18 protein-coding genes are annotated in these 22697 nt (G+C 48.9%); 5 read left to right on the top strand and 13 right to left on the bottom strand.

Going from position 1 to position 22697, the window contains the following annotated elements:
- The 3 genes from ACYVAD_RS11615 to ACYVAD_RS11605 form a co-directional block, all read right to left on the bottom strand.
- A partial coding sequence (locus ACYVAD_RS11615) for a hypothetical protein (RefSeq protein ID WP_461139661.1) occupies window positions 1–2421 on the bottom strand: 2421 nt, incomplete at its 3' end.
- Between the two features lie 849 nt (window positions 2422–3270).
- Window positions 3271–4053: a ThuA domain-containing protein gene (locus ACYVAD_RS11610; protein WP_461139660.1), complete on the bottom strand. Its 783-nt coding sequence runs from the start codon at window positions 4051–4053 to the stop codon at window positions 3271–3273.
- Window positions 4054–4061: 8 nt separating this feature from the next.
- Complete coding sequence (locus tag ACYVAD_RS11605) at window positions 4062–7571, bottom strand: ThuA domain-containing protein (RefSeq protein WP_461139659.1); 3510 nt, start codon at window positions 7569–7571, stop codon at window positions 4062–4064.
- 764 nt (window positions 7572–8335) lie between these two features.
- Here ACYVAD_RS11605 and ACYVAD_RS11600 point away from each other — a divergent pair.
- Entirely contained in the window at window positions 8336–8560 is a 225-nt protein-coding gene (locus ACYVAD_RS11600; RefSeq protein WP_461139658.1) for an iron chaperone, read from the top strand.
- Between the two features lie 119 nt (window positions 8561–8679).
- Here the strand turns inward: ACYVAD_RS11600 and ACYVAD_RS11595 are convergent, their stop codons facing one another.
- Window positions 8680–9906 (bottom strand): DUF6923 family protein, encoded by a 1227-nt coding sequence (locus ACYVAD_RS11595; protein WP_461139657.1) that lies wholly within the window; start codon window positions 9904–9906, stop codon window positions 8680–8682.
- A 295-nt stretch (window positions 9907–10201) separates the two neighbouring features.
- Here ACYVAD_RS11595 and ACYVAD_RS11590 point away from each other — a divergent pair, with 295 nt between their 5' ends.
- Window positions 10202–10840: a hypothetical protein gene (locus ACYVAD_RS11590; RefSeq protein ID WP_461139656.1), complete on the top strand. Its 639-nt coding sequence runs from the start codon at window positions 10202–10204 to the stop codon at window positions 10838–10840.
- Here the strand turns inward: ACYVAD_RS11590 and ACYVAD_RS11585 are convergent.
- The 7 genes from ACYVAD_RS11585 to ACYVAD_RS11555 form a co-directional block, all read right to left on the bottom strand.
- A complete protein-coding gene (locus tag ACYVAD_RS11585; protein WP_461139655.1) occupies window positions 10832–12352 on the bottom strand; it encodes a GH3 family acyl-acid amido synthetase in 1521 nt (506 codons plus the stop codon). The two genes, ACYVAD_RS11590 and ACYVAD_RS11585, sit on opposite strands and share 9 nt — an antisense overlap.
- 101 nt (window positions 12353–12453) lie before the next feature.
- Window positions 12454–12999, bottom strand: coding sequence for a hypothetical protein (locus ACYVAD_RS11580; protein WP_461139654.1), 546 nt, complete (start codon window positions 12997–12999; stop codon window positions 12454–12456).
- Between the two features lie 627 nt (window positions 13000–13626).
- The gene (locus ACYVAD_RS11575; protein ID WP_461139653.1) at window positions 13627–14316 is read right to left on the bottom strand and encodes a hypothetical protein; all 690 of its coding nucleotides are present in this window, start codon (window positions 14314–14316) and stop codon (window positions 13627–13629) included.
- Window positions 14317–14430: 114 nt separating this feature from the next.
- Complete coding sequence (locus ACYVAD_RS11570) at window positions 14431–15039, bottom strand: hypothetical protein (protein WP_461139652.1); 609 nt, start codon at window positions 15037–15039, stop codon at window positions 14431–14433.
- Window positions 15040–15326: 287 nt separating this feature from the next.
- Window positions 15327–16001: a peroxiredoxin family protein gene (locus ACYVAD_RS11565; protein ID WP_461139651.1), complete on the bottom strand. Its 675-nt coding sequence runs from the start codon at window positions 15999–16001 to the stop codon at window positions 15327–15329.
- Between the two features lie 150 nt (window positions 16002–16151).
- Window positions 16152–16589 carry a glycosyl-4,4'-diaponeurosporenoate acyltransferase CrtO family protein gene (locus ACYVAD_RS11560; RefSeq protein WP_461139662.1) on the bottom strand — a complete coding sequence of 146 codons (438 nt, stop codon included), beginning with the start codon at window positions 16587–16589 and terminating at the stop codon, window positions 16152–16154.
- A 304-nt stretch (window positions 16590–16893) separates the two neighbouring features.
- Window positions 16894–17409 (bottom strand): hypothetical protein, encoded by a 516-nt coding sequence (locus ACYVAD_RS11555; RefSeq protein ID WP_461139650.1) that lies wholly within the window; start codon window positions 17407–17409, stop codon window positions 16894–16896.
- A 623-nt stretch (window positions 17410–18032) separates the two neighbouring features.
- Here ACYVAD_RS11555 and ACYVAD_RS11550 point away from each other — a divergent pair.
- Window positions 18033–18674 carry a hypothetical protein gene (locus tag ACYVAD_RS11550; RefSeq protein WP_461139649.1) on the top strand — a complete coding sequence of 214 codons (642 nt, stop codon included), beginning with the start codon at window positions 18033–18035 and terminating at the stop codon, window positions 18672–18674.
- Between the two features lie 236 nt (window positions 18675–18910).
- Here ACYVAD_RS11550 and ACYVAD_RS11545 read toward each other — a convergent pair whose 3' ends face one another.
- Both ACYVAD_RS11545 and ACYVAD_RS11540 read right to left on the bottom strand, forming a co-directional pair.
- Window positions 18911–19099, bottom strand: a complete 189-nt coding sequence (locus ACYVAD_RS11545; protein WP_461139648.1) for a hypothetical protein — start codon at window positions 19097–19099, stop codon at window positions 18911–18913.
- Window positions 19100–19561: 462 nt separating this feature from the next.
- Window positions 19562–20443 (bottom strand): AraC family transcriptional regulator, encoded by an 882-nt coding sequence (locus ACYVAD_RS11540; protein WP_461139647.1) that lies wholly within the window; start codon window positions 20441–20443, stop codon window positions 19562–19564.
- 137 nt (window positions 20444–20580) lie between these two features.
- Here ACYVAD_RS11540 and fucP point away from each other — a divergent pair, with 137 nt between their 5' ends.
- Together fucP and ACYVAD_RS11530 are read left to right on the top strand one after the other, a co-directional pair.
- A complete protein-coding gene (gene fucP / locus ACYVAD_RS11535; RefSeq protein ID WP_461139646.1) occupies window positions 20581–21834 on the top strand; it encodes an L-fucose:H+ symporter permease in 1254 nt (417 codons plus the stop codon).
- 70 nt (window positions 21835–21904) lie between these two features.
- Entirely contained in the window at window positions 21905–22696 is a 792-nt protein-coding gene (locus ACYVAD_RS11530) for an L-fucose dehydrogenase (RefSeq protein WP_461139645.1), read from the top strand.
- Window position 22697 lies beyond the last annotated feature (1 nt).

Raw genomic sequence — 22697 nt, 5'->3', positions numbered from 1 at the left:
GTTGGTGCCCGATGGCACGGTCGGGATGTTGACGTTCAACAGGCCGTTGGCGCCCAGCACACTGACCGTTACGTTGGCGATACCCGACACGCTAGCCGTTAGCAGGCTAGGCAGGTTGTTGCCGATGTTAGCGATGCCCACCGAGAAGGACAGAGGCTGTCCAGCGCAGATGGGAGCCAGCACGGGCTGGGTCAGGCTAGGCAGCGATACGGTTGGCAGCGTGATGGTTGCCGGTGGGCAGGGGCTGCCCTGACAAGCGATGGTGACCGACTGGCCCGAGAGGTTGGCCGCGAAGGTCAGGTTGCCCGTGCCGATGGTGCCGTCGGCCAGGGTATAGCTCAGGGGGTTGCCCACGGGGCAGGTGCCCAGGGTGAGGGCGGTGCCGACCACGGCGGAAGCCAGGTTGGTAGCAGGCACGATGGCGTCAATGCCCGTCACGCTGATGGGCACCGTGGCCACCTGTACGCCAGCCAGGCTGAGCGAAACGGTGAGCGTGTTGGTGCCCGATGGCACGGTCGGGATGTTGACGTTCAGCAGGCCGTTGGCACCCAGCACACTCACCGTTGCGTTGGCGATACCCGACACGCTAGCCGTTAGCAGGCTAGGCAGGTTGTTGCCGATGTTAGCGATGCCCACCGAGAAGGACAGGGGCTGTCCGGTACAGATGGGGGCCAGCACGGGCTGGGTCAGGCTGGGCAGCGATACGGTCGGTAGCACGACCGTTGCCGGTGGGCAGGGGCTGCCCTGACAAGCGATGGTGACCGACTGGCCCGAGAGGTTGGCCGCGAAGGTCAGGTTGCCCGTGCCGATGGTGCCGTTGGCCAGGGTGTAACTCAGAGGATTGCCCACGGGGCAGGTGCCCAGGGTGAGGGCGGTGCCGACCACGGCGGAGGCCAGGTTGGTGGCAGGCACGATGGCGTCAATGCCCGTCACGCTGATGGGCACCGTGGCCACCTGCACGCCAGCCAGGCTGAGCGAAACGGTGAGCGTGTTGGTGCCGGAGGGCACGGTCGGGATGTTGACGTTCAACAGGCCGTTGGCACCCAGCACACTGACCGTTACGTTGGCGATACCCGACACGCTAGCCGTTAGCAGGCTAGGCAGGTTGTTGCCGATGTTAGCGATGCCCACCGAGAAGGACAGGGGCTGTCCAGCGCAGATGGGGGCCAGCACGGGCTGAGTCAGGCTGGGTAGGGATACGGTTGGCAGCGTGATGGTTGCCGGTGGGCAGGGGCTGCCCTGACAAGCGATGGTGACCGACTGGCCCGAGAGGTTGGCCGCGAAGGTCAGGTTGCCCGTGCCGATGGTGCCGTTGGCCAGGGTGTAGCTCAGAGGGTTGCCCACGGGGCAGGTGCCCAGGGTGAGGGCGGTGCCGACCACGGCGGAAGCCAGGTTGGTAGCAGGCACGATGGCGTCAATGCCCGTCACGCTGATGGGCACCGTCGCCACCTGAGCACCAGCTACGCTGAGCGAAACGGTGAGCGTGTTGGTGCCGGAGGGCACGGTCGGGATATTGACGTTCAACAGGCCGTTGGCACCCAGCGCACTGACCGTTGCGTTGGCGATACCCGACACGCTGGCCGTAATGGTACTGGGTAGGACGGAGCCGATGTTAGCGATGCCCACCGAGAAGGATAGGGGCTGTCCGGTACAGATCGGCGCCAGTGTTGTTGGCAATAGGCTGGGCAGCGATACCGTTGGTAGAACGAGCGTGCTAGCAGTTGCCGGACAAGGACCGCCTGTACAAGCGACGGCAAGTGTCGCACCATTGAGCGCGGGTACAAACGTAAGCTGAGGTGCTGTCCCAGTTGTGCCCGTAAGTGTTCCTGATAGAACCGTGTAACTCAGGGTGCCTGTTGTACAACTGCCTACGTTGAGAACCGTTCCTAACGTAGAACCTGCGAGATTGTTTAACGTAGGAGCTACGTTAGGAACAGTGATGGGAACGATTACCGGTCCAACTACTAACCCAGCAATTAAGGGAGGAACACCCGGTGTGGTAGCGGTTACCGATAGAGTATAACTCCCTGGTGCCAAAGTTGGACTTGCCGCAATAAGAATCCCGGAGTTTGTATTAACCGTTGCTGTTAAACCCGTTGGGGAATTAGTAGTAGCATTGACAGTTATGGCTCCTGTTCCGGCTAGCGCACCTAGGTTAAGCGGTATCGTCGTAGACTGTCCCGGACAAATCTGCAGTGATGTCGGCAGTCCTAGCTGTGCCTGCGAAACCGTAGGTACCAGTAAACCCAAAAACAGCATAGCCAGATAGGCTCGCTGTCGGACAGAGAGGACGTTACCTAATAAACGATGCCACTTGGGCGGGGATGGAATAAAAGGTGTAGGCGGGGTAGGGGAGGGGCCAACCAGAAACGTAAGCAGGCGGCGCAACCAACCAAGGAACAACGAAATAAATGTTCGCATGAGATAATTGGTTAGGATAAAAAAAACAAGCCGATAATTCCGCTTGGGAAATTCAGGCAGGGGTAAGCACGTACAAACAGATTTGCACCAGGATGGAATGGTGCGTTAACGGACAAAAACTACCAGAACAGTCCTGGCCAAATAGGGCGAGCAGGCGATAGAAAAGAAGGAGGACGGCTTGGTTTGATGAGTAAATCTGATTTTTCCATAAACGTTATTTTGGTTACTTTTTGATCTTGTTTCGTCGCAAGTGGTAGGGGCGTTATGCCATACTTCCTGCAACTCCGCAAAGGCGTAGTAGCAAGAAGTATGGCAAACTTTAAATTGGTATTGTGCCTTACTTCATATGAAAAATTTGGATACTAGGTAATTTTATGATGTATGTACATTAAATGATATAACTATTCTGAGATAGATCGCCCCGATTTTAAAAATAAGGCGGGTCATTATTTATATGTGACCTAAGAGAGGAGAACGGTTATGAGTAAAAAGCATCAAATTAAATTTGGTACACTTTTATTGTAAGGAAATGTATAATTGGTAACAAAAAAATTTTTGATTGATAGGTGCTAAGTGGCATAAATTATGTTAGGGTTATCTATTTGCCCTGTGGCCTGCTTACTACCTGTTGCTGGAGAACGGATGCTAGAAACAGCATAAAAAAACCAGCATCTTTCGAATGCTGGTGAACGATAACATCAGTGAAAAAGAGGAATCGAAATGATTCGTCTGCGTTAAGAGGAGCTGATTATACTTGAAAACAGCTTCAGTAGAAAGGGCTAATTAACTTCGTATTATACCGTCAATTGTGCCGTAATCGGCGGAGCAGGCCAGAAATAAACTGAACTGCTACTCTGTTGTGTTTCGAGAAGTCCACCCAAGGGCATTGTGTACAATGGTGGTAAAGGCACGGTTCTGAAACAAGTCAGGGTGATGCCCCATAAATAGGTAAACGTTACGTGCTTTCATCCGCTCGTTCGACCAGATCACTGGATGATCACCCATCTTAATAGGCGAATCAGGGGTGTAGGTCGATTCATCGACAGCGGCTAATACGTGCACATTTGGTCGCGGGCTCTTGTCGTACACGTACCATTCTTCATGCTGTACCACGAACGAGGCCGGTACGTCCTTCATACAGGGATGCGCACGGGCCTCTACGTTGACCGTTGCTGTTGAGAATGTTGGAATGTAATTTTTGTACCGGATGCCTCCCATGAAATCCGAAAACCAGGGCCACATCGCAAAGCCATCGAACTGTCCCAGTAGCGACGCGTGGTGAAAGCCAATCCAGCCAATCTTGCCGGTTTCTAGGTAGCGAGTGAACGTAGCTTTGGCCGTGTCCGTCCAGTTGTAGGGCGGGTAGTTTAATTGAATAAATACCTGGTAACGGTCCAGAAAAGCCGCGTTAATGGAGTCCGTATTGTCAATGTAATCGATGGTAAACTGCTGCTTCTGGGCTTCCTGCCGAAGCCATGTTCGAGCGGCTGCTACGAAAGGAGCATGAACGCCACCGCCCTTTTCGGCCATAGCCAGGACCCGGTACCGAGGTTTTTCGGTCTGAGCGGATAAGTGTTCAGACCAAAAAACCAGAACCAGAACCAAGTGAACGATGAGCGGTAGCCGGGTCATAACCAATGCTAGTCTACAAATTGGATGGCATTCAATTTCAGAATAGAATTGTTGGGTTTGGTCCGTTTGATCGCAAAGAAATAAACGTCGTGCCGCCCTGAAACCGGCTTGTTTATCTGACCGGTTAGCTGCGCCATTTTGTCCCACGAACCCGTTGATTGGTAGGTTGTCGTACTGATGACCGGACCGGCATAAGAATCGATTCGAACCTCGATCTCGCCGGTCTGCCCCGCCGACCCGTATTCATAAATGAATTGTTTGATCCCTGTTAGATCAACATTTTTTAGCAAGATGTACGACTTATGGGCTCCCGGCGACAGGTTGTCTTTAAAGCGGGAGAAACCCACGTGGGCGTCGGCGTAGATGGATTTTACGGTTGCGTTACGCAGCGTCACAACATCGGTGCTCGTCAGCGGGCCAATGACCTTGCCTCCTTTATCCGTATACGTAGCCAGCATGGTGTACTGCCCCCGAACGTCGTCGGGCTGATGATCGGTCAGAGCCAGTTTACCCGTTGCGGGGAGCAGCGCTTCGGCTTTGGTCTTATCGGTCAGCGAGAAAATATACCGGACCATCTCTTTCGCGTCCTGCGAGCTGAGCTGCGGATGCGCGCTCATAACGTGCTCGGTTCCCCAGCTTCCACCCCCACCGGCAATAATCTTGGCTGCTAGCTTATCGGCCGATCCAGACTGACTTTTGTAGCGTTGCGCAATGGCCAGCAACGACGGTCCGACAGACACATTACCAACCGTATGGCAGGCTTTACAATCGCTGTTTGCCATCAGGGTTTTGCCCAGCGGCTCGGCCTGCGCCAGCGTTCGGATGGGTGTACTGGCACTGAGCGTACTTGGCTGAGGGTTATAAATGTACTGCACTTTCAGCCGCTTGGAATCAATTGGTTTATCTTCCTTGTCGGTTACCTTGACGCTGTAGTTGAAGGGTTTGTCCGGCCAGTAGAATGACTTGTTACCAGGACTGGTAATGGCAACGCTGGGTTTTGTGTTGCCCACTTTTACTAACAATGTATCGCGGCTTATTAACCCCGCCTTGTCGGTAACCGCCAGAATAGTCCGGTAGACACCGGGCTTACTGAATGTGTGGGTAGCGGTCGGAGTCGTGGCGCCAACTGTCTTGCCATCAAACAGCCATTTATACGTAACGTCGTCGTCATCGTCGAGGTCTTTGCTGCCCCGGCTGTTGAACGTAACCCGTAGCGGAGCCTGGCCGGTAGCTTCGCGGATGACCGGCATGTTTTTCCGCTCCGAGGTCAGGAAGACCGTCTTATCAATATACGCTTCGGCGGCAGAATCGGTTACGCTCGCCTGGGCAATGGGTGCGCGGTTCCCCCGGTTGTACTCGATCTTGACCAGGCGGGCATCCTCGTTATCTGCTCCGTATACTGAGCCGTATTCGAGCATATACATGTCACCGTTAGGGCCAAAGGCCAAATCGATGGGCCGCCGAAAATCGCCACTGGCTGCCATAAACGGTTCGCTGCGAACGTAATTTTCCTGCGCATCAAAACTCAGAGCCATGACCCAGTTACGCATCCAGTCGAACACGAAAAGCTTACCGTCGTAGTAGTCAGGAAACTTGCTTGTCGATGGATTTTTCGGGTCGAAGGTGTAGAACGAACCGGCCATCGCGCTGCGGCCACCGACACCCAGTTCCGGAAACTCCGGTGATGCTGCATAGGGGTACCAGATCATGGCGGGTGTTGCCGGAGGTAGCTTGGTAAGGCCGGTGTTGTTGGGCGACGTATTGATAGGACCGTTCGGGTCAAATTTTGGACCGGCTTTCTGAGTGGCGAAGTCCCATTTGGCGTAAGCGTAGTTGTTGCCTACGAAGTAGGGCCAGCCAAAATTACCCGCCTTTTTCGCCTGGTTGAATTCGTCGTAACCGCGTGGTCCCTGGATACTGTCTTTGCCCGCATCAGGACCAATTTCACCCCAATACAGTACTGACGTTTTCGGATTGACGGCAATGCGGTACGGGTTCCGGCAGCCCATGACATAGATCTCAGGACGAGTTTTGGCGCGGTCCGACGGGTCGGTACCCTTGGAGAATAGATTACCGTCAGGAATGGTGTATGTGCCGTCCGGTTCGGGGTGGATACGTAACACTTTTCCCTTCAGATCATTCGTGTTTCCTGCTGACCGCTGCGAATCCAGACTGTAGTATTCCTGACCTGGTCGTTCGTCCAGCGGGGCAAAACCGTTGGAGGGGAACGGACTGGAACTGTCGCCGGTCGAGAGGTAAAGATTCCCGTCTTTGTCCCACGCCAGTGAGCCGCCGTGGTGCGAGGCACTATTCTTCTGAACTGGTACTTTGAGCATTACCTTCTCCGATGCCAGATCGAGCGTATTATCCGACGTCAACGTAAAGCGCGACAACTGGAAATTGATCGGTTCTTCGGTTTGTCCACCGGGTGCATAATAAAGATATATGTAGTGATTCTGGCTGAATTTGGGGTCGAGTGTTACGCCAATCAGGCCGGTTCCGCCAACAGTAGTTACCGGAAATTCGTGAACCAGGGAGCGTTGGCCCGTGCGCGGATCGTACACCGAAAAATTGCCGAACAGCTCCGTAAAAAAGACCCGTCCGTCCGGCGCAACGGCCAGCTCCATAGGGGCGTTGAGGTCATTGACCAGTATAGTCTTGACGAAACGATTTTGCTCGGGCGTCACTTTGGCATACGCTTTACTGTAGTCAAGTGATTTGTTGGTACCGATGGCGTATTGAATTCCACCTAGCAAGTGCTTTAGGAAAGTCGGGTCGCTGTAGCTTTCGTCAGTATGCCCGTTTCCGGTGTAGAACGCCCGCCCCCCGTCGAACTCCTGGTACCAGCTAATGGGGTGGCTGGCCCCATTGGTGCCTCCTTCATATGTATTCTCGTCAAGCTCGGCAAGTACTTTAATTCCAGAATAGAACGAACGGTAGTTATACCACTCATCAGTACGCTCCCATCGATCTGGTAACCCGGTCGTGGCTGGATTATTTTTGTCGACTACATCGACTGTCGCTTTGCGCACGTTAGGGTTATGCGGATGGCTGGCGAAAAACGCCCCCATTAGTTTCCCGTACCAAGGCCAGTCATACTCAGTATCGGCGGCCGCGTGAATACCGACGTAGCCACCCCCCGCCTGAATATACCGCTCGAACGCTGCCTGCTGCTCGCCGTTCAGTACGTTTCCTGTGGTGTTGTTGAATATGACAGTTGCGTATTGCTTCAAACTCTCGTCGGTGAACCGAGCAGCATTAGTCGTGGTGTCAACATGGAAATTATGTTGCTGCCCCAGCTTCTGAATCGCGGCAATTCCGAACGGAATCGACGAGTGTTTCCAGCCTTTGGTTTTAGAAAAAACCAGTACCCTCGGTGTGGGTGGGTTAGCTTTTCCAACAGCGGTACTGACCGAGTAAACCGGATCAGTGGTAGACGGGAGAAACGATGTACTGGTCCAGAATAATAGCGGGAGACAGAGCAGAAAAGAAAAGCGGGCGATGGCTTGCAGGAACATAGGAACTAGCGGTACCGAAACGTATATATGTCTATAAAAGAACGTGGATGAACGTCTATACCGATAAACCCATGTTGATTTTAGCGAAAATAGTGTTGCACAAGTGTGCGTTGTTCACGGTTACCCGTAAAGACTACCAAAATTTTCGGTTCGAAGAACTGCAAACGTGGCTGCTACGTATGTAGTAGACCTTCTTCAATACGTTGTAGCCTGCCAACCCACGCCAACAACTTGTAAGGATGCGCAGGTTTACTTATCGAATTTCGTATTTATATTAATAAATGAAGCCATTTTAGTTTTTGATTCATTGTACCGTTCAGCTATGGGAACGTTGGTTGCTGTGTTCTTGTCAATTGTGGGACAACTGGTCATGACTGTCCTGTATGCTCAGGAAGCTGTAACAACAAAAGAGAGTAACTTTAATCGGATCAAATCCACATTGGCCGGTCTGCTTTATTTGTCTATGGCTCTTCTGCTCAGTTGGTTGCTCATTAGCAAGGGCATATTCAAATAGCTGAATCAGTAGAGGCTACATTGATACGTCCTTCTCGGCTTCAGGTCAGCGAAATAACAAGCCTAATACGCCTGTTGACAGAAGCAGAGTAGACTATAATTTTCCGCATCATGTAAGCGGGTGGATAGTTTCGTTGACTGATACGTACTGATCAACCGTTCCTGCTATCTGTTCTATGACCACCCAATTCGAAACTATCGACGACTACATCGCTGCCTTTCCTGAGAATGTTCAGGTGCTACTTTAGCAGATGCGGGCTACTATTCGAGCCGCTGCACCGGAAGCCAAAGAAGCCATCAAATACGGGATGCCGGCTTTCGTGCTTCACGGCAATCTGGTATACTTCGCCGGATTCAAAAATCATATTGGGTTTTATGCTACCCCAAACGGTGATGAGGCTTTTGCCAGTCAACTCGCAGACTATAAGCGGGGGAGAGGATCGATTCAGTTTCCACTGGACAAGCCGCTCCGTTAGACCTAGTGACGGAAATGACGCAGTTCAGGATAGCGGAAAACGAGCGAAAGGCCGCCAGTAAGCGGAGCCTGTGAGTCTCCCTGAATGTTATAACGTACGTTAAGTTGTACCGCCCGCGCTCATCGGGCAATCTTCCGAAGCCCCACTGGTGGACATAACTGGCAGCCCGAACAGATGACCGTCAGGGTTGCCGGGCTGGAGAAGTTACCCTGCGCATCGCTCACAACGTACTCAATGCTTGACCGGACATAGGCGGCCTGGGGCGTAAACGTAACCACGCCCGTACTGGTATTCACTGAGTAGGTTCCTTGCCCCGTAACGATTACCGACGTAACGGATGCGCCACTGGTAGGATCGACCAGCCGAACAGAAGCTGGATTAATGGCATAACTACCCGCCCCGTCGTTGGCCGTGACGCTAACCGAAGCGGTGGAGCTGGCAGTAGCCACGCAGACCAGATCATTAGCCGCCGAGGGCGGGATAATCTGATTCGGACAGCGGGCCCCATCACCAGGGTTCCGCCCCGCCAGGCTGTTCGAAAAAAGGGTAGCCGTTACGTTCCCGATAGCCAAATGTGGGGTGGCAAGTCGGTAGATGTTGCCACTGGTATTATTACCAATGTACATGTTGCCCGTACCGTCCATAAAAATAGCGCCGAAAGAACCGCCCTGGCTTTCCAGCCCGGCTACAGAGCCGATTCGGGTGGCTACGTTCGTAGCGGGGTCATAGCTGACAAGCGCTTTATTGGTCGTAACCCCGTAAATCTTGCTATCAATCGGACTAAATGCCCAATCATTGAGACCACTCAGGGCACTAGTGGCCGTACTCCCCGACAGGCGAGGGACCGCAGTCAATGAGGAGATCGGATTCCTCAGATCGACAGAGACAACGGAGTTGGAGCCGAAGAGATAAAGTACCCCGTTCGGACTGACATCACCCGTTGCGTAGCTGCCGTTGGTGGCCAAGCCGACCACGGGTAAGGTCTCTACGTCGCCGTTACTGCCCAGACGAACGATCTGGTTCGTGTTGTACCGGTAACCATAGATGAAATTATCGACCACGTTGTACCCGAAGCCATTCAAAAACCGGTAGGGTTCGGGTAGTATCCCGTCTTTGATCAGCGTAGCCGACCCTGTAGACAGGTTGAATGAGTAGAGACTGGTAACATTGCCATTGGCATTGGTAGTTGGATTGGTCAGGATGTAAGCCAGACCTGTCGAACAGCTAAATGGAGTTGGGTTCTGCGCGAGTGTCTTAGCACTCAATAGGGTCAGGAAGAAGCAAAATGGTCCTAGCCAGTGGTAACGCCACCGATTCAGTAACACGTAAAGTTGATCGAATGTCATAGTTCGGTAGGCCCGAAATGCTGTGTGGGTACAGCTCGCAAAGGTATGGTATGAGATACATATAAAAAATGAAACATTAATCGTTTTGCGAATTTTAGTAGGCAAATGTTCATCTTTTATTTACAAAACGGGCATGGCTAATCGAGGCTGGATAAACAGGGAAAAGTACCTTACTCAGGACAGTCAAGGTTCCCCAAACCCAGCAGTTTGTTAAGATCGGATAACGGCAATGGAACAGATTAAAACCAAAGCGGGGTAGGTGGGTTACAAAAGAATAACCAATGCTGATACGCTCATGACGTCATCCGGTATGCCAACGCCAACGAACGACAGTCCGCCAGAACTGGCAGGCTACGGACGTAATAAAACGATTCCGGCGATCATCGAGAAAAACGTGCTGACGGCTCTGTCGTTTTACCCCGAACTACGAGATACCGTCATTCATTTCGTGTTCAAGCAGCGGATCAAATCGTCGGTCATGCAGGCACAGCCAGTATTCGGCAGTCTGCTCCGTAGTCGGACAAACCGGGCATACCAAATCAACATCAGCGCCATGTTCCGCCTGACACACACGGCGGTGCCTATCCACCAGTTGCCCGACGAGATCATGATCGGGTGGATTGGGCATGAGCTGGGACACATCATGGATTATGAACACCGGAGTAATCTGGGTTTGGTTGGCTTTGGGCTTGGTTACGTTACGTCCCCGGCCTATGTCAGAAAGGCTGAACAGCGTGCCGACTGGTATGCAGTTCAGCGTGGTCTGGGATCGTACCTGATTGCTACCAAACGATTTATCCTCGACCACGCCGAACTGCCCCAGGCCTACAAAGACAAGATTGCCCGGCTCTATGTGTCGCCGGAGGTGATCACCGAACAGGTCCGGACGCTGGAAGAAGAGAAACTGGCTGCCCAGCAGCAGGCATTAGGCTAGATTACTGACGTACTGCTCGAACTCGCGGAAATCCTCTTCTTTCATCACCCGCGGAATCTTGGCCTGGCCCCCCAGCTTCTTGAATTCCTCACTCCAGCGGTAGAAGTGTTCGACAGGAATCACGTCGGCCTCGACCCCTTTAACCGACTTACTCCGGGCTACCTTGTAGTTTTTGTTAGTTGCCTGTAATTCCTCATCCAGTGCCGTTGCGAAGGGCTGGCTATCGATCGGGCGGTTACTACCGACGTACCATTTGTTGATGTACTCACCGTCTTTACGAACGGCTGCCACCACAAATTCCTTGATCTCTACGTCGAACTGCTGCTGCATTTTCTGCATGGCCTGGTTCATCTGGTGCACCGACAGTTGCTCGCCCACGACGTTCAGATAATGCTTGGTTCGGCCGGTGATCTTGATTTCGGCCCGAACTTTATCCGTAATCATGACCGTATCACCGATCATATACCGCCAGGTACCCGACACTGTCGAAATCAACAGCACATAATCAACGTTCTCCTCAATCTGCGCCAGAGACAGTACCTGGGCGTCTGCTTTTACCCGGCCCTGCTCGTCCATGTTCTCATCCGTGAAAGGGACAAACTCGAAGAAAATTCCGTTGTCGACAATCAACGCCATTGATGATGTATCGGGACGTTTTTGCGTTGCCAGATAACCTTCCGACGTCAGGTACGTGTCGATGTAAGTAAGAGGGCGAGCCAGAAGCGACTCCAAACTTTTGCGATAGGGGTCAAAAGCTACCCCCCCCGAAGTGTATACCTGCAAATTAGGCCAGATATCGTGGATGTTGTTCAGCCTGTTGTGAGCAATGACTTCTTTGAGCATCAACTCAATCCAGGATGGAATACCGCTTAGACTACCGATGTCCCAGGTCGGCGCTTCCTGGGCGATGCGGTGAACTCGCTCATCCCAATCTGGAATAGACGCAATATCCAATCCCGGCTTGTAGTAGCCCCGGAACCAGGATGGAATGTTAGCCGCGCTGATCCCGCTGATCTCACCTTCCTCGTGGTCGTCTTTCTCAATTAAGCTGACACTGCTACCCAGCATCATAATTTGCTTCTCGAAAAAATCGGAGGGGAGATCAAAGTTTTTGAGGCTCATCACCTGCTCAATTCCCGACTTGCGGATGGAGTCGAGCATGTCGTTCGTTACGGGGATCGCCTTACTCGTGCTGGTGGTACCACTACTCAGCGCAAAATAAGACTGCCCACCCGGCCATGTTACGTTCTGGTGACCTTCCAAGAGATAGTGCCACCAGTCATTGTATAGCTTATCGTAATCGTGAGTGGGTACTTCCCGCTGAAAAGCGGCCACGATGTCTGGACTGTTAAGAATGTCGGTGAAGTTGTACTTCTTACCAAAAGCCGTGAGCCGGGCTTTACGAAGGAGGTGCTGCAATACGTCGTATTGTGCCTTTACGGGATCCGGCTCAGATGTGAGAGAGCCATACACGTCAATTGCCTTGCGGATCAATTCGCCAATAACTGCCATTAGGTTGTTTAATCAGGTGTATTCCTATTCGATTAACTCCAGGCAGGGGGGATTGTTGAGGGTACTACTTGATTGAGAGCGTAAGGAGGACGGGGTAGATTTTACTTCATACGTACCAGAACAATTTCTAATGCATCCCCTCTGAGGTGAATACGATTACATTCGTTGGTTATTACGGTATGATAATAGCCAGCTCCTCTTACTATTTCAGTTCGGCTTTTCTGATAATATTGCCATATCCAGAACAGGAGCCCCATCCCATTGTAAGCACCGTTATGAGTATGGTCTGAGGCAATGTCATACCGAAAATAAACGAGCGGACCACGGTCAGCCAAGTCTTTACGGTTGGGCAATAAGGAATCTGGATCAGCTACTCGGTTATGATCATAAAAGGTAAGTGACCCCACTTTGGCGAAACTAGCTGTTGTTATGGGAGCCAAGCGAGAAACGGTATCGCCTATAATGGTATTCTTGATACCAGCATTCCAGGTTCCAATGATGTTTACCTCAATTGGCGGTGCTTGGCAAACCTTTTCTAGTTTAGCTGGATCGATAGGTGGGGGTAAAGGTGTAATACGAACTCGACAAGCTGCCAAAGCTATAGACAACAAAACCGTTACGAAGATCAAAAAAAGCGCGCCTTTCACCTTGAAAACCTATTTTACTGTAACCCTTAGCCTTACTCAATTTCTGTATATTACGCCGGTAATTAGTATGTATCTAATTCTTTCATTATTGTCTACAAAATAAAAGTTCGATGATAAACGGAATAAAGCTTAACCGAAAAACATTTATCCGCTGGAAAATCTACATCGATAGAGCAAGGATGTACATAGGATATGTACAATTTTTTATGATCGGCCTCGTATTGTTCGAATCAATTAAGGATCAAGAAATTGGTAGAGTTTTCTACCAATACATCTATATTTCTATCCCAATACTTTTCATTATGTTTATCTTCTTCTCTTTAGTGATAGGGTATTTAGATACAAAGTTGGGATTTAAGGAGGAGGAGCAGCGTAATCTTTCCTATTCAAATCCTATTTTAATGGATATTCTAAAATCGGTGAAAGAGATGGAAAAGGAGATGAGCGATCTAAAGGCAGAAAGGTCTAAGTAGATTGCTGTCTAGAAATCCCTATAGATCTATTTGCTGTTTTAAAGCTGTTACAGTCAAGTTTTTATCGTAATGAAAAAACTTGACTGCAATCATGATGTATTTAGTTTGATACCATATAGAGTCTCCACGCCGATACGGAGCCTCTAGTAGCGTATCAGCTATCGATTTTTATGAAATTCTTAGTTCTGCTATGTTTTTTAAGGTTTTCTGATAATGAATTTACTAACTCTTTTTCTTCTGTTGTCTCAGGAACGCCATCAATGTCAGTTAATTTATATAGACTGATAAAAGAATCAGGACGGTTACGTATGTATTCGTATTTATATGTGTCAAAACCTTCTCTTGATTCTCTGTAAATTTTAGTGTGTTCTTTTCTTAAACTGTCAATAGTAGAAGATTTTAATTTTAATGAATTACTTAGCAATGTGTCTATCTTTTTAACAGGTTCGATAAATCTAGCGATACGGATACTATCAAACTGTCTGAGTTCTTTCGTTAGCGGTGAATTTAGTACCTTGGAAGAACTAAAATCTACCTCATCTATTATAAATTCAATATTTCCATCCCAGACAAATAGAATAGAGTATTTTGTTGCAGGATTGACAAGTAGATAGGTGTCTACCTCTTTTAAATCTGCTGAGTAATTGAATTCATTTCCTCGGATGCTTATTTTAGTAATAAGATCCCTACTGAACATGTTATTGAATTTGTAAAGATGTACTTCAGAAAGGCTGGTAGTCTTGTTGAGCTTGCCAGTAATAGTAAAGCGCTCTGCCAGACACGATGATGTTATAAATACGGAGAAACTAATAATTGCTGAGATAATTGTCAAATAACGAAGCATAAATGTGCATGGTTTTGACATCTTTCAGGAAACTGTTGTGCTGAATGATGTTTGGTTGATAAATAAAATTAGGTACGCTTCTCATCAATAGAATACTAGTCACTCGCTATTTGGTTATTCTTTCCTGAGTCTCGGTGCAAAAAATAGGCCTGCTTGCCAGGTGCGGTTTTTCATGCCGAATTGCAAATCAGGCCCCAACTCAATGGATGTAAATTTATTGAAAGCCTTAAAATAACCCACTTCTACTCCGATCCATTTGTAGCGGTAGGCTACTCGGCTACTAATTCCTACCTCAATAGGGTTTTCGCTCCGGCCTAGTGGAACTCGACCAAGACGCACGTTGGCTTCGGGGCCGACGTAAAAGCCCAAACCAGTTATAGGAGTTAGGCCAACTAAGGGAGTCACCCCAACGTAATGAAAACGACGCTGGAAAAGGACATTACCAGAGAAGTCCTGATTTTCTACCCCTTTCTGTTGGTAATTCAGTTCGATCCGATACGCCAGAAAACGAGTTATATTATTGTGATAAAAAACGCCCCCATAAAAGCTGTTTCTATTGGCTATCCCGCCCAGATAAGTATTACTGCGAGAACTGGTCAGATCTGTCTTAGTCTGCAAATAACCTGCCCGGAAAGCAAAATAATTTGACTGTTTTTCTGACTGTCCGAAGCTTAGCTGATTCACAAGTAGCAGCCCAATTACGAAGGGAAAGATAGATCTCATATAGTTTCGCTAATGTAGACGGTAGTAGACTGATACGGCGCTCAAGATAAGAGAACTAAGGTATATAATTGATAATATGTGAATAAAACAATTAATGGGTCTCTGTAGGCGATTTTTTCACTACTTATACCCATTCAACCGAAGCGGCTGGCTGATGAGCTGTATGTCTTACCTGATACGCAATCAAGACTGACTACGCTCGATGATTTCTATATCTATCAGAGCTGGAGGGGTTTTATTTTGAGTTTAACATATAGGATAAACAACAGTACCTTATGTATTCAAGCTTACTTTTTGGCTGTTGCCAGTAAATAATCAATAGCGGCTTTGGCTTTATAATAGGGAGCCAGGTTGTCGAGGCTATTATCCATGTACCCAAACCAAGCCTGGCGAATCAGCCCCTGCTCGTCGATAATAAAAGTCGTAGGATACCCTGTGACATGAAAAGACCGAGCTAGTTCCTGAGCATCGGCGACAATAGTAAAATCAAAGCGGTTCTTACTGAAGAAAGTCGGCGTTAATCGATCAGTCTTGTCCGTAGAAAAGCCGAAAAACAACACGTCTTTCCCCTTATACTCATTAACCAACTTATTTAGGGCTGGCATTTCGGCTCGGCAGGGAGCGCAACCCACAAACCAAAAATTCACTACAATAATTTTACCCGATAACGATGTGCTATCATATGCCTTTCCATCCAGCGTTCTGAAGGAGGACAGAGGAGCCTTTATTCCTTGTATACATTCGCCCCAAGTATTGTATGCATTCTGGAGTTTCTGGTAAGTAGAAAATGAGTCAGACGATTGGTTGGGACCGCTAGTTTTATAGATAGCCTGTCTTGTTTGCTGCAATTCTTGAGAACACGTCGTTAAAGAACGGGCCTGTGCTAGTAAATTATGATTTGAATGCAGACTAAAAAAACTAAGTCCTGTAGTAAAAAGACGAATTAAAGACAAGGAGCGCATTATATAAAATGTTAAGGGTTTGTTTGCAAAACGCCTTTAATCAGCTTATTATCCAAAACAGTTTAGGTTGAGCCTATTTGCGTATAGTCACTTTGTGGGAAAGATACCACTACTAAACAGCGTAGGTATATTATTTATTTGAAGCTCCAATCAATTATGAATACTATTTAGCTCTACAGAGCTGAATTTACTAATAATACGTTGTATTGTTGGACGAGTATATCGTTGCAGTAGAATAGGATAAATATTAAAAAATATATTTGATAGAATCAGCCAACGTGCGTTTAGAATCGAGTAGGTAAATAGGATGTAACAGGTTACGAGAAAGACAATAATTGCTATAATCAGATGACCAGCTTCGGATATCCGGGTCGCTCGTTCGTATGCGATAAAGTTAGTAACGTCTTTCTTTATTGGTGTTTGCTGCTGTCTAATCTTGTCCCAGCCGATTTTGATTAAAAGAGCTCGGTACCACTCAATGCCTAAAGCCTGATATACTTTTCCACACTTTTCAAAAGGATATGAGTCGAAATAGCGTGATGTAAAAGCTGGCTTAAGTTGGGATTCGAGAACTGTAAACCAGAACATAAGAGAGAAGTTGAAACATATGCTGAATGCCGCTGAGGTAATATCCATCTGAAGAAGCATGAGAATTACAGCCATAACTGCCACACAAGATATAAGCAGATTTTTTATCCATTTTAGGAGCATAGAGCAATCATCTGTTTAATGTAAATAGCAGCTAGTTATAGTTCGAATTCGAGGTAGATATGAGACTATCAGTTTTCTGTTTTTGACTTCTCAGACTATAGATCAGTACTATAAGACCAATGATACAAGTTCCACCAAAAATGTATAGTAACGAAAAAAAAGAATGAATAAATAGATTGACTCACATGGTCAGGATACAGTAAAAAAAGCCTAAATAAATCCAGCTCCGCTTTCGTAATAAGGGATACTCAGTATAGACAAATGTTGATTGAAAGGGCCATATCGCTACTTTCAGGCGGGGCCAATCCCAGACTAATAGATAGATGTTAGCCAGTAACATTAAAAACGTAATGACAGGCGTTGCTGCAAAATAGTATGAGATCGTAATGACAAAGATGTTAAGTATGATAGGTAGAAACATTAGAGCCCCCAGGGTTGAGAAAAGCTGAGTCATTAACAGGAAACCTGCTAGGGCTTGTCCCCAACCAATAAACTGCCAGTAAAGACCGGACTGATACAAGGTCTCGAATAGATGCCAACTATCGTTGATCGGTGCACCAATACCTGAATCCCTAGTAAAACGGTGCCCTTGAATTTTGACGATACTGGCAAAGACAAAGGCCCCACCAATCAGGTAGCGCAGGTAGATCGTGAATAGCTGGATAATCGTCAGACTCTTTAATCTTTCGATATTCATATAATGTATGATTTGTGTGGTTGTTGGTACTATATAATAGATTAGCCTGGCTGTTTCATAGGACGTAATAGCATTATCAGGCGGACCTACACAAAATATGACATTTGCCTTTCGACGTAAAACAAAGAGATTTCTGAGAGTAGACTACTACTGATTTCAAGATGGCATCGGTGAGCTTAGGAATCAGAATGGCTGAGGTATTTCACTGGCATTGTCAAAATCTCATGCCCAATCCTTTGTAAGAGGACAATTTTGCGGGAAATACTATACGAAGATACCCAGAGTACTATCGCGGAGCCTGGTCAACAAGACCGGAGAGGGAGTTCGGGTCGAATCATTCGCCACGTAGTGAGTACAGCCCGAAGGCGAATAACGGAAGCTGATCGTTGCCGGTACTCGTTTGAAGGTACGAGTTTTGTTGGCTCATCCACGCGCTGAAAAGCCCACCGCCCAAGCATAGTCAATCGAGTAGTGGAAACCAGAAAAATCCAATAAGATATCTGGTGGCACCAACTTAATAGCTTTTCTAGAATGATTCGTTGAATTTGATATACAACCTAGCGAATTACATCCTTATTTTTGCTGATTGTTAACTGTTTTTAGTAACAACGACATATTATTCTATGAAAATAAAGTTTTACTTAACTAGTCTACTTCTATTAATCCTGGCATCTCCACTGGCCGCTCAATCGTCTAAAATTGATATAGTTTGTGGATTGGGTGGGGCGGCACCTTACACGTATGGGGGCGTATGGTTTCAACAAACAACGGGCCTGGTCTTTCTTGAGCCCTATTATCACGTCTCTGACCATATGTCCCTTAGCTTACACCTGGAGAATTTATTCCCGTCGATGTATAAAGCTACGTACAATGCTACTGAAACCATGTACGGCCGTGTTCGGGCTTCGTTCATGCCTTCGGCCGCTCTTATGGTCAACTATCATTTATTCAATAGGAGTAGTGAGTGGCAGTTACGATACGGCAACCGGGTACTGAATCCGTTTATCAGCGCTGGGATAGGTACATTTTTTCGGGGGCAAGGTGAATTGATTTCCCAGAACCCTCCCCAAACGATACAGCTAGGTATATGCACAGGGGTGTTAGGCCGGTTGGGCGTAATGACAAATCGTTGGGTCATAAGTACCGAAATGAATGTACTGAATGAAAATAGGAAACAGGGCTCCCACAAGAGTTGGTGGGGCGGTAGTATGGGCTACAGGGGCCGGAGTTATGTATCCCTGAAAGTTGGTTATACGTTCAAATAACATAGACTGTTACTTTAAGGAAAAAGCGCCAGCATCAACTAGGATGCTGGCGCTTTTTGTTGCGATTAAAGCGAAAGTTTCGGAGACATTGACCGGGTCACACTAGACCGAACAACGGCGGCTAACGGATTCCGCGGCTTTTGATCCGCGAGAACGGCTGTGCAATTATCTTGCTAAATAACCGTTGCGGAAAATTGAGATAAATAATTCAGTAAGAACTGATTAGCTCGAAACTTCTAGCTCAGTGGATGATTCAGGACGAACCAGGTAATAATTAAGGCCATGGTTAGAAATACACCAGCAGCTACGGTAGACCCGACTCGGTTAAGTGTATTCTCGTGGTTAACAAGAGCCTGTTTCGCGAATACAAATGTCATCATTAACTGGCCGATCACGGCGAACATAAGAACAAGGGCAGACATCATGTTTGAGGATATTTAGAGAGTTGAGCTTACTTTCTCCTACTGAGACACCACACGTTATAAATGGTCACAAAAATGCTTATAAAGTTGCAGATAGGTAACTATAATGTTAAACTGGGCTGTACAGATCACTCGATTTCGTAGCAGTTGGAACGCGCCACGGCGGCCAACGCGATCTGCTACTGGATACGAAGTTAACTAGCTGCCAGGGTGCCGACGGTCAGCCGTTGCTGTACGAAAGAAAGGAAATTAAAATGGACACTTTGGCGCGGTCAATTCTATCCGAAAGGCATAGTATGCACATGGCGAAATCAAGTGGTTACTATGACCGAAATCTCCATAGCTTACCGCTGTTTGGCCTGAAAAGTGGAAAACAACTAGTTGTTGATTAACGCGGAGCTTTGTGAACGTAAAAGGGGATTTATTTGACCGCAAACAAAGAAATTCTTAACCGCTCTTATTGTATCAGCACTTGTCTTTGTGGAAGCGCTGATAGAGCAGGGGGCTTCGACCGGTTACCTCTTTGAACTTCTTGTAGAAGCACGTGAAGTTATTGAATCCACTTTCGTAGCAGATCTGCTTGATGTTCATCGACCCGTCGATCAGTAGCTTACAGGCGTGCCCGACCCGGATCTCCAGTAGAAACTGCGAGTAGGATTTGCCCGTCCGCGATTTGAAATACCGACAAAACGAATTCGGTACCAGCCCCACCAGCGAAGCAATGTCGGGCAGCCGAATCTTTTCGCAGAAATGAATAAGCGTATAGTTGTAGATCGTATTGAGCCGTTCATCTTCGGCTTCCGACGCTTCGTACTGAAAACCCAGCGACGCCAGGTAACTGCTGTCGTCCGTTTCGCCAGCCGTTAGCATGCATTCCATCAACCCAATAATGCGGTAGGGATCTTCGTCTTGGTAGAGTTTCTCCATCAGACTAGCTACGCGCTGACCCACCACGCCCGATAAGGACAAGCCCCGACGCGCCCGGTCCAGGGTGGTCTTGAGCGACTTATTCTCGGGCAGGGCCAGAAACTGATGTCCCCAGAAATCTTCTGTGAAGTGAATAACCGTGGAGTACGGCAGCCGGCAGGCTTTTGGCTCACCCGGCTCGGTTTCGTCCCGATCATAGTACCAGTAGTGGGGCAGATTAGCGCCGACCAGCACCACATCGCCGGCCTTAAATCGGCGAATACTATCCCCAACGAACTGCGTGCCGCTCCCCCGGTGAAAGTGAATTAGTTCGACCTCTTTGTGACAATGCCAGCGATTATTGATGTTCGGAATCAGCTCCCGCCGGGCACTGAAGGACCGATTCGGGGCCGTAGCTACCTGTAACAGCTGTGGTTTCATGCCAATATATTGATGAAGAATTACGCTAATTGTCGCTTTTATGGTTAAAATAGCTTACAATATTGATAAGTTCCTAATTAATCATTAATAAGAAACATAAGTTCTTTGTGGGACCAGAAACCCCGTTGTCTGTTTCCATGAACCCAGTCCAGAATCGTTTCGCCATTGTCATCATTACGGTACTTTTCTTCCTGTGGGGATTTGCGCTCAACCTGAACCCAATCCTGATTCCCCACCTCAAGAAAGCCTGCCAATTATCGGATGCCCAATCGGCGCTGATCGACTCGGCGTCCTATATTGCCTATTTTGTGGTTGCGCTGCCAGCGGGTCTGTTCGTTCGACGGTACAGCTATAAGGCAGGCATTACGCTGGGGCTGTTGCTGTTTGCATTCGGTACGTTTCTGTTTTACCCTGCGGCCGAACAGCGGCAGTACAGTCTGTTTCTGGTAGCGCTGTTCGTCATTGCCAGTGGGCTTACGCTGCTGGAAACATCGGCCAACCCGTACATGCTGGTTTTGGGCCCCGCTGAGTCGGCTACGCAGCGGCTCAATTTTGCGCAATCCTTCAACGGGCTGGCGGCTTTTCTGGCCCCTTTAGTGGGGGGTACGTTTATTTTATCCGGGCGTACACTGTCCGATAGTGAACAGACGGCGATGTCACCCGCTCAGCTGGACACGTACCTGCAGGCCGAAGCTTCGTCGGTTCAGCTGCCCTTTCTCATCATTGGTATGGTCGTGCTGGTCGTCGCCATGCTGATTATCAGAACCCGCCTGCCAGCCATCCAGGAAGACGATGCGCCATCGCAGGCAACTGGTGGTTCGCTGCTGAGCCAGAACAATTTGTGGCTGGGTGTTATGGCGCAGTTTTTCTACGTAGGTGCGCAGGTTTGCGTCAGTAGTTTTTTCATTCGGTTTGTCAATCAGGTCGCTGGTATCGGCGAAAAAACGGCGGCTTTTCTCCTGTCGGGTGCGTTGCTGGGCTTTATGGTCGGTCGCTTTCTGGGTACGCTCCTAATGCGTTATATCGCTCCGCCCCGTCTGCTGGCCCTCTACAGTGTGTTCAACGTCGCACTGCTGATCGTTGCCGTGTTCAGCCGGGGTATGATTCCGGTCTATGCCTTGATCGGCGTTGAATTTTTCATGTCGATCATGTTCCCAACCATTTTTGCCCTGAGCATTCGCGATCTGGGGTCGAAAACCAAGGTAGGCTCGTCGTTCGTCATCATGGCTATCGTGGGTGGGGCCGTCTTCCCGGTGATTATGGGACGCGTTTCTGACCTCAGCACGATGCAGAACGCCTATCTCGTGCCCGCCATCTGCTTTTTACCCATTCTGTATTTCGCCGTAAAAAACTTCTCGGTGAAGCGGGTGACGTTAACTGCTTCTCATTGATTATCAACTAACTACTAAAGGCGCTGCGGGTTTCCGGCAGGGCTTTCTTAGACAATTCTCAAAAAAACACATGGATTTACAGCTCGCAAACAAAGTCATTCTCGTAACGGGTGGCGCCAAAGGGATCGGCGAAGGGATTGTCAACGTGTTGGCGGCCGAAGGGGCTATTCCGGTTGTTGTTGGCCGAAGCGAAGCCGATAATCAGCAAGTTGTCGACGCCCTAAAAGCGGCTGGCAAGCAGGCCTTTCAGGTCGTCGCGGAACTAACCCGACCGGAGGATTCGGAGAAAGCGGTCAACGCCGTGCTCACCCAATTCGGCCGGATCGACGGGCTGGTGAACAACGCCGGGGTAAACGATGGTGTCGGGCTGGAATCGGGTGATTACGATCGGTTTATGGCCTCGCTCCACAAAAATGTGGTGCATTACTACCTGATGGCCCATTACGCCCTGCCCGCGCTCAAAGCATCAAAAGGCGCGATTGTGAACATCACCTCGAAAACGGCTGATACGGGCCAGGGGAATACGTCGGCCTATGCAGCGGCCAACGGCGGGCGGAACGCGCTAACCCGCGAATGGGCTGTCGAACTACTGAAATACGGTATTCGGGTCAACGCCGTCGTGGTGGCGGAATGCTGGACGCCCCTGTACGAACGCTGGATTCAGTCGTTACCCAATCCGGCGGATAAACTGGCGTCGATCACCGCGCATATTCCGCTGGAAAACCGGATGACGACCGCCGAAGAAATTGCTAACACGGTGGCGTTTCTGCTGTCGAGCCGCTCCAGCCACACCACCGGTCAACTGGTCTACGTCGATGGTGGGTACGTTCACCTCGACCGGGCGCTGGCCAATGCTGACTAAA

Source organism: Spirosoma pomorum (assembly GCF_054776615.1).
This window is presented reverse-complemented; position numbering and strand designations above follow the sequence as displayed.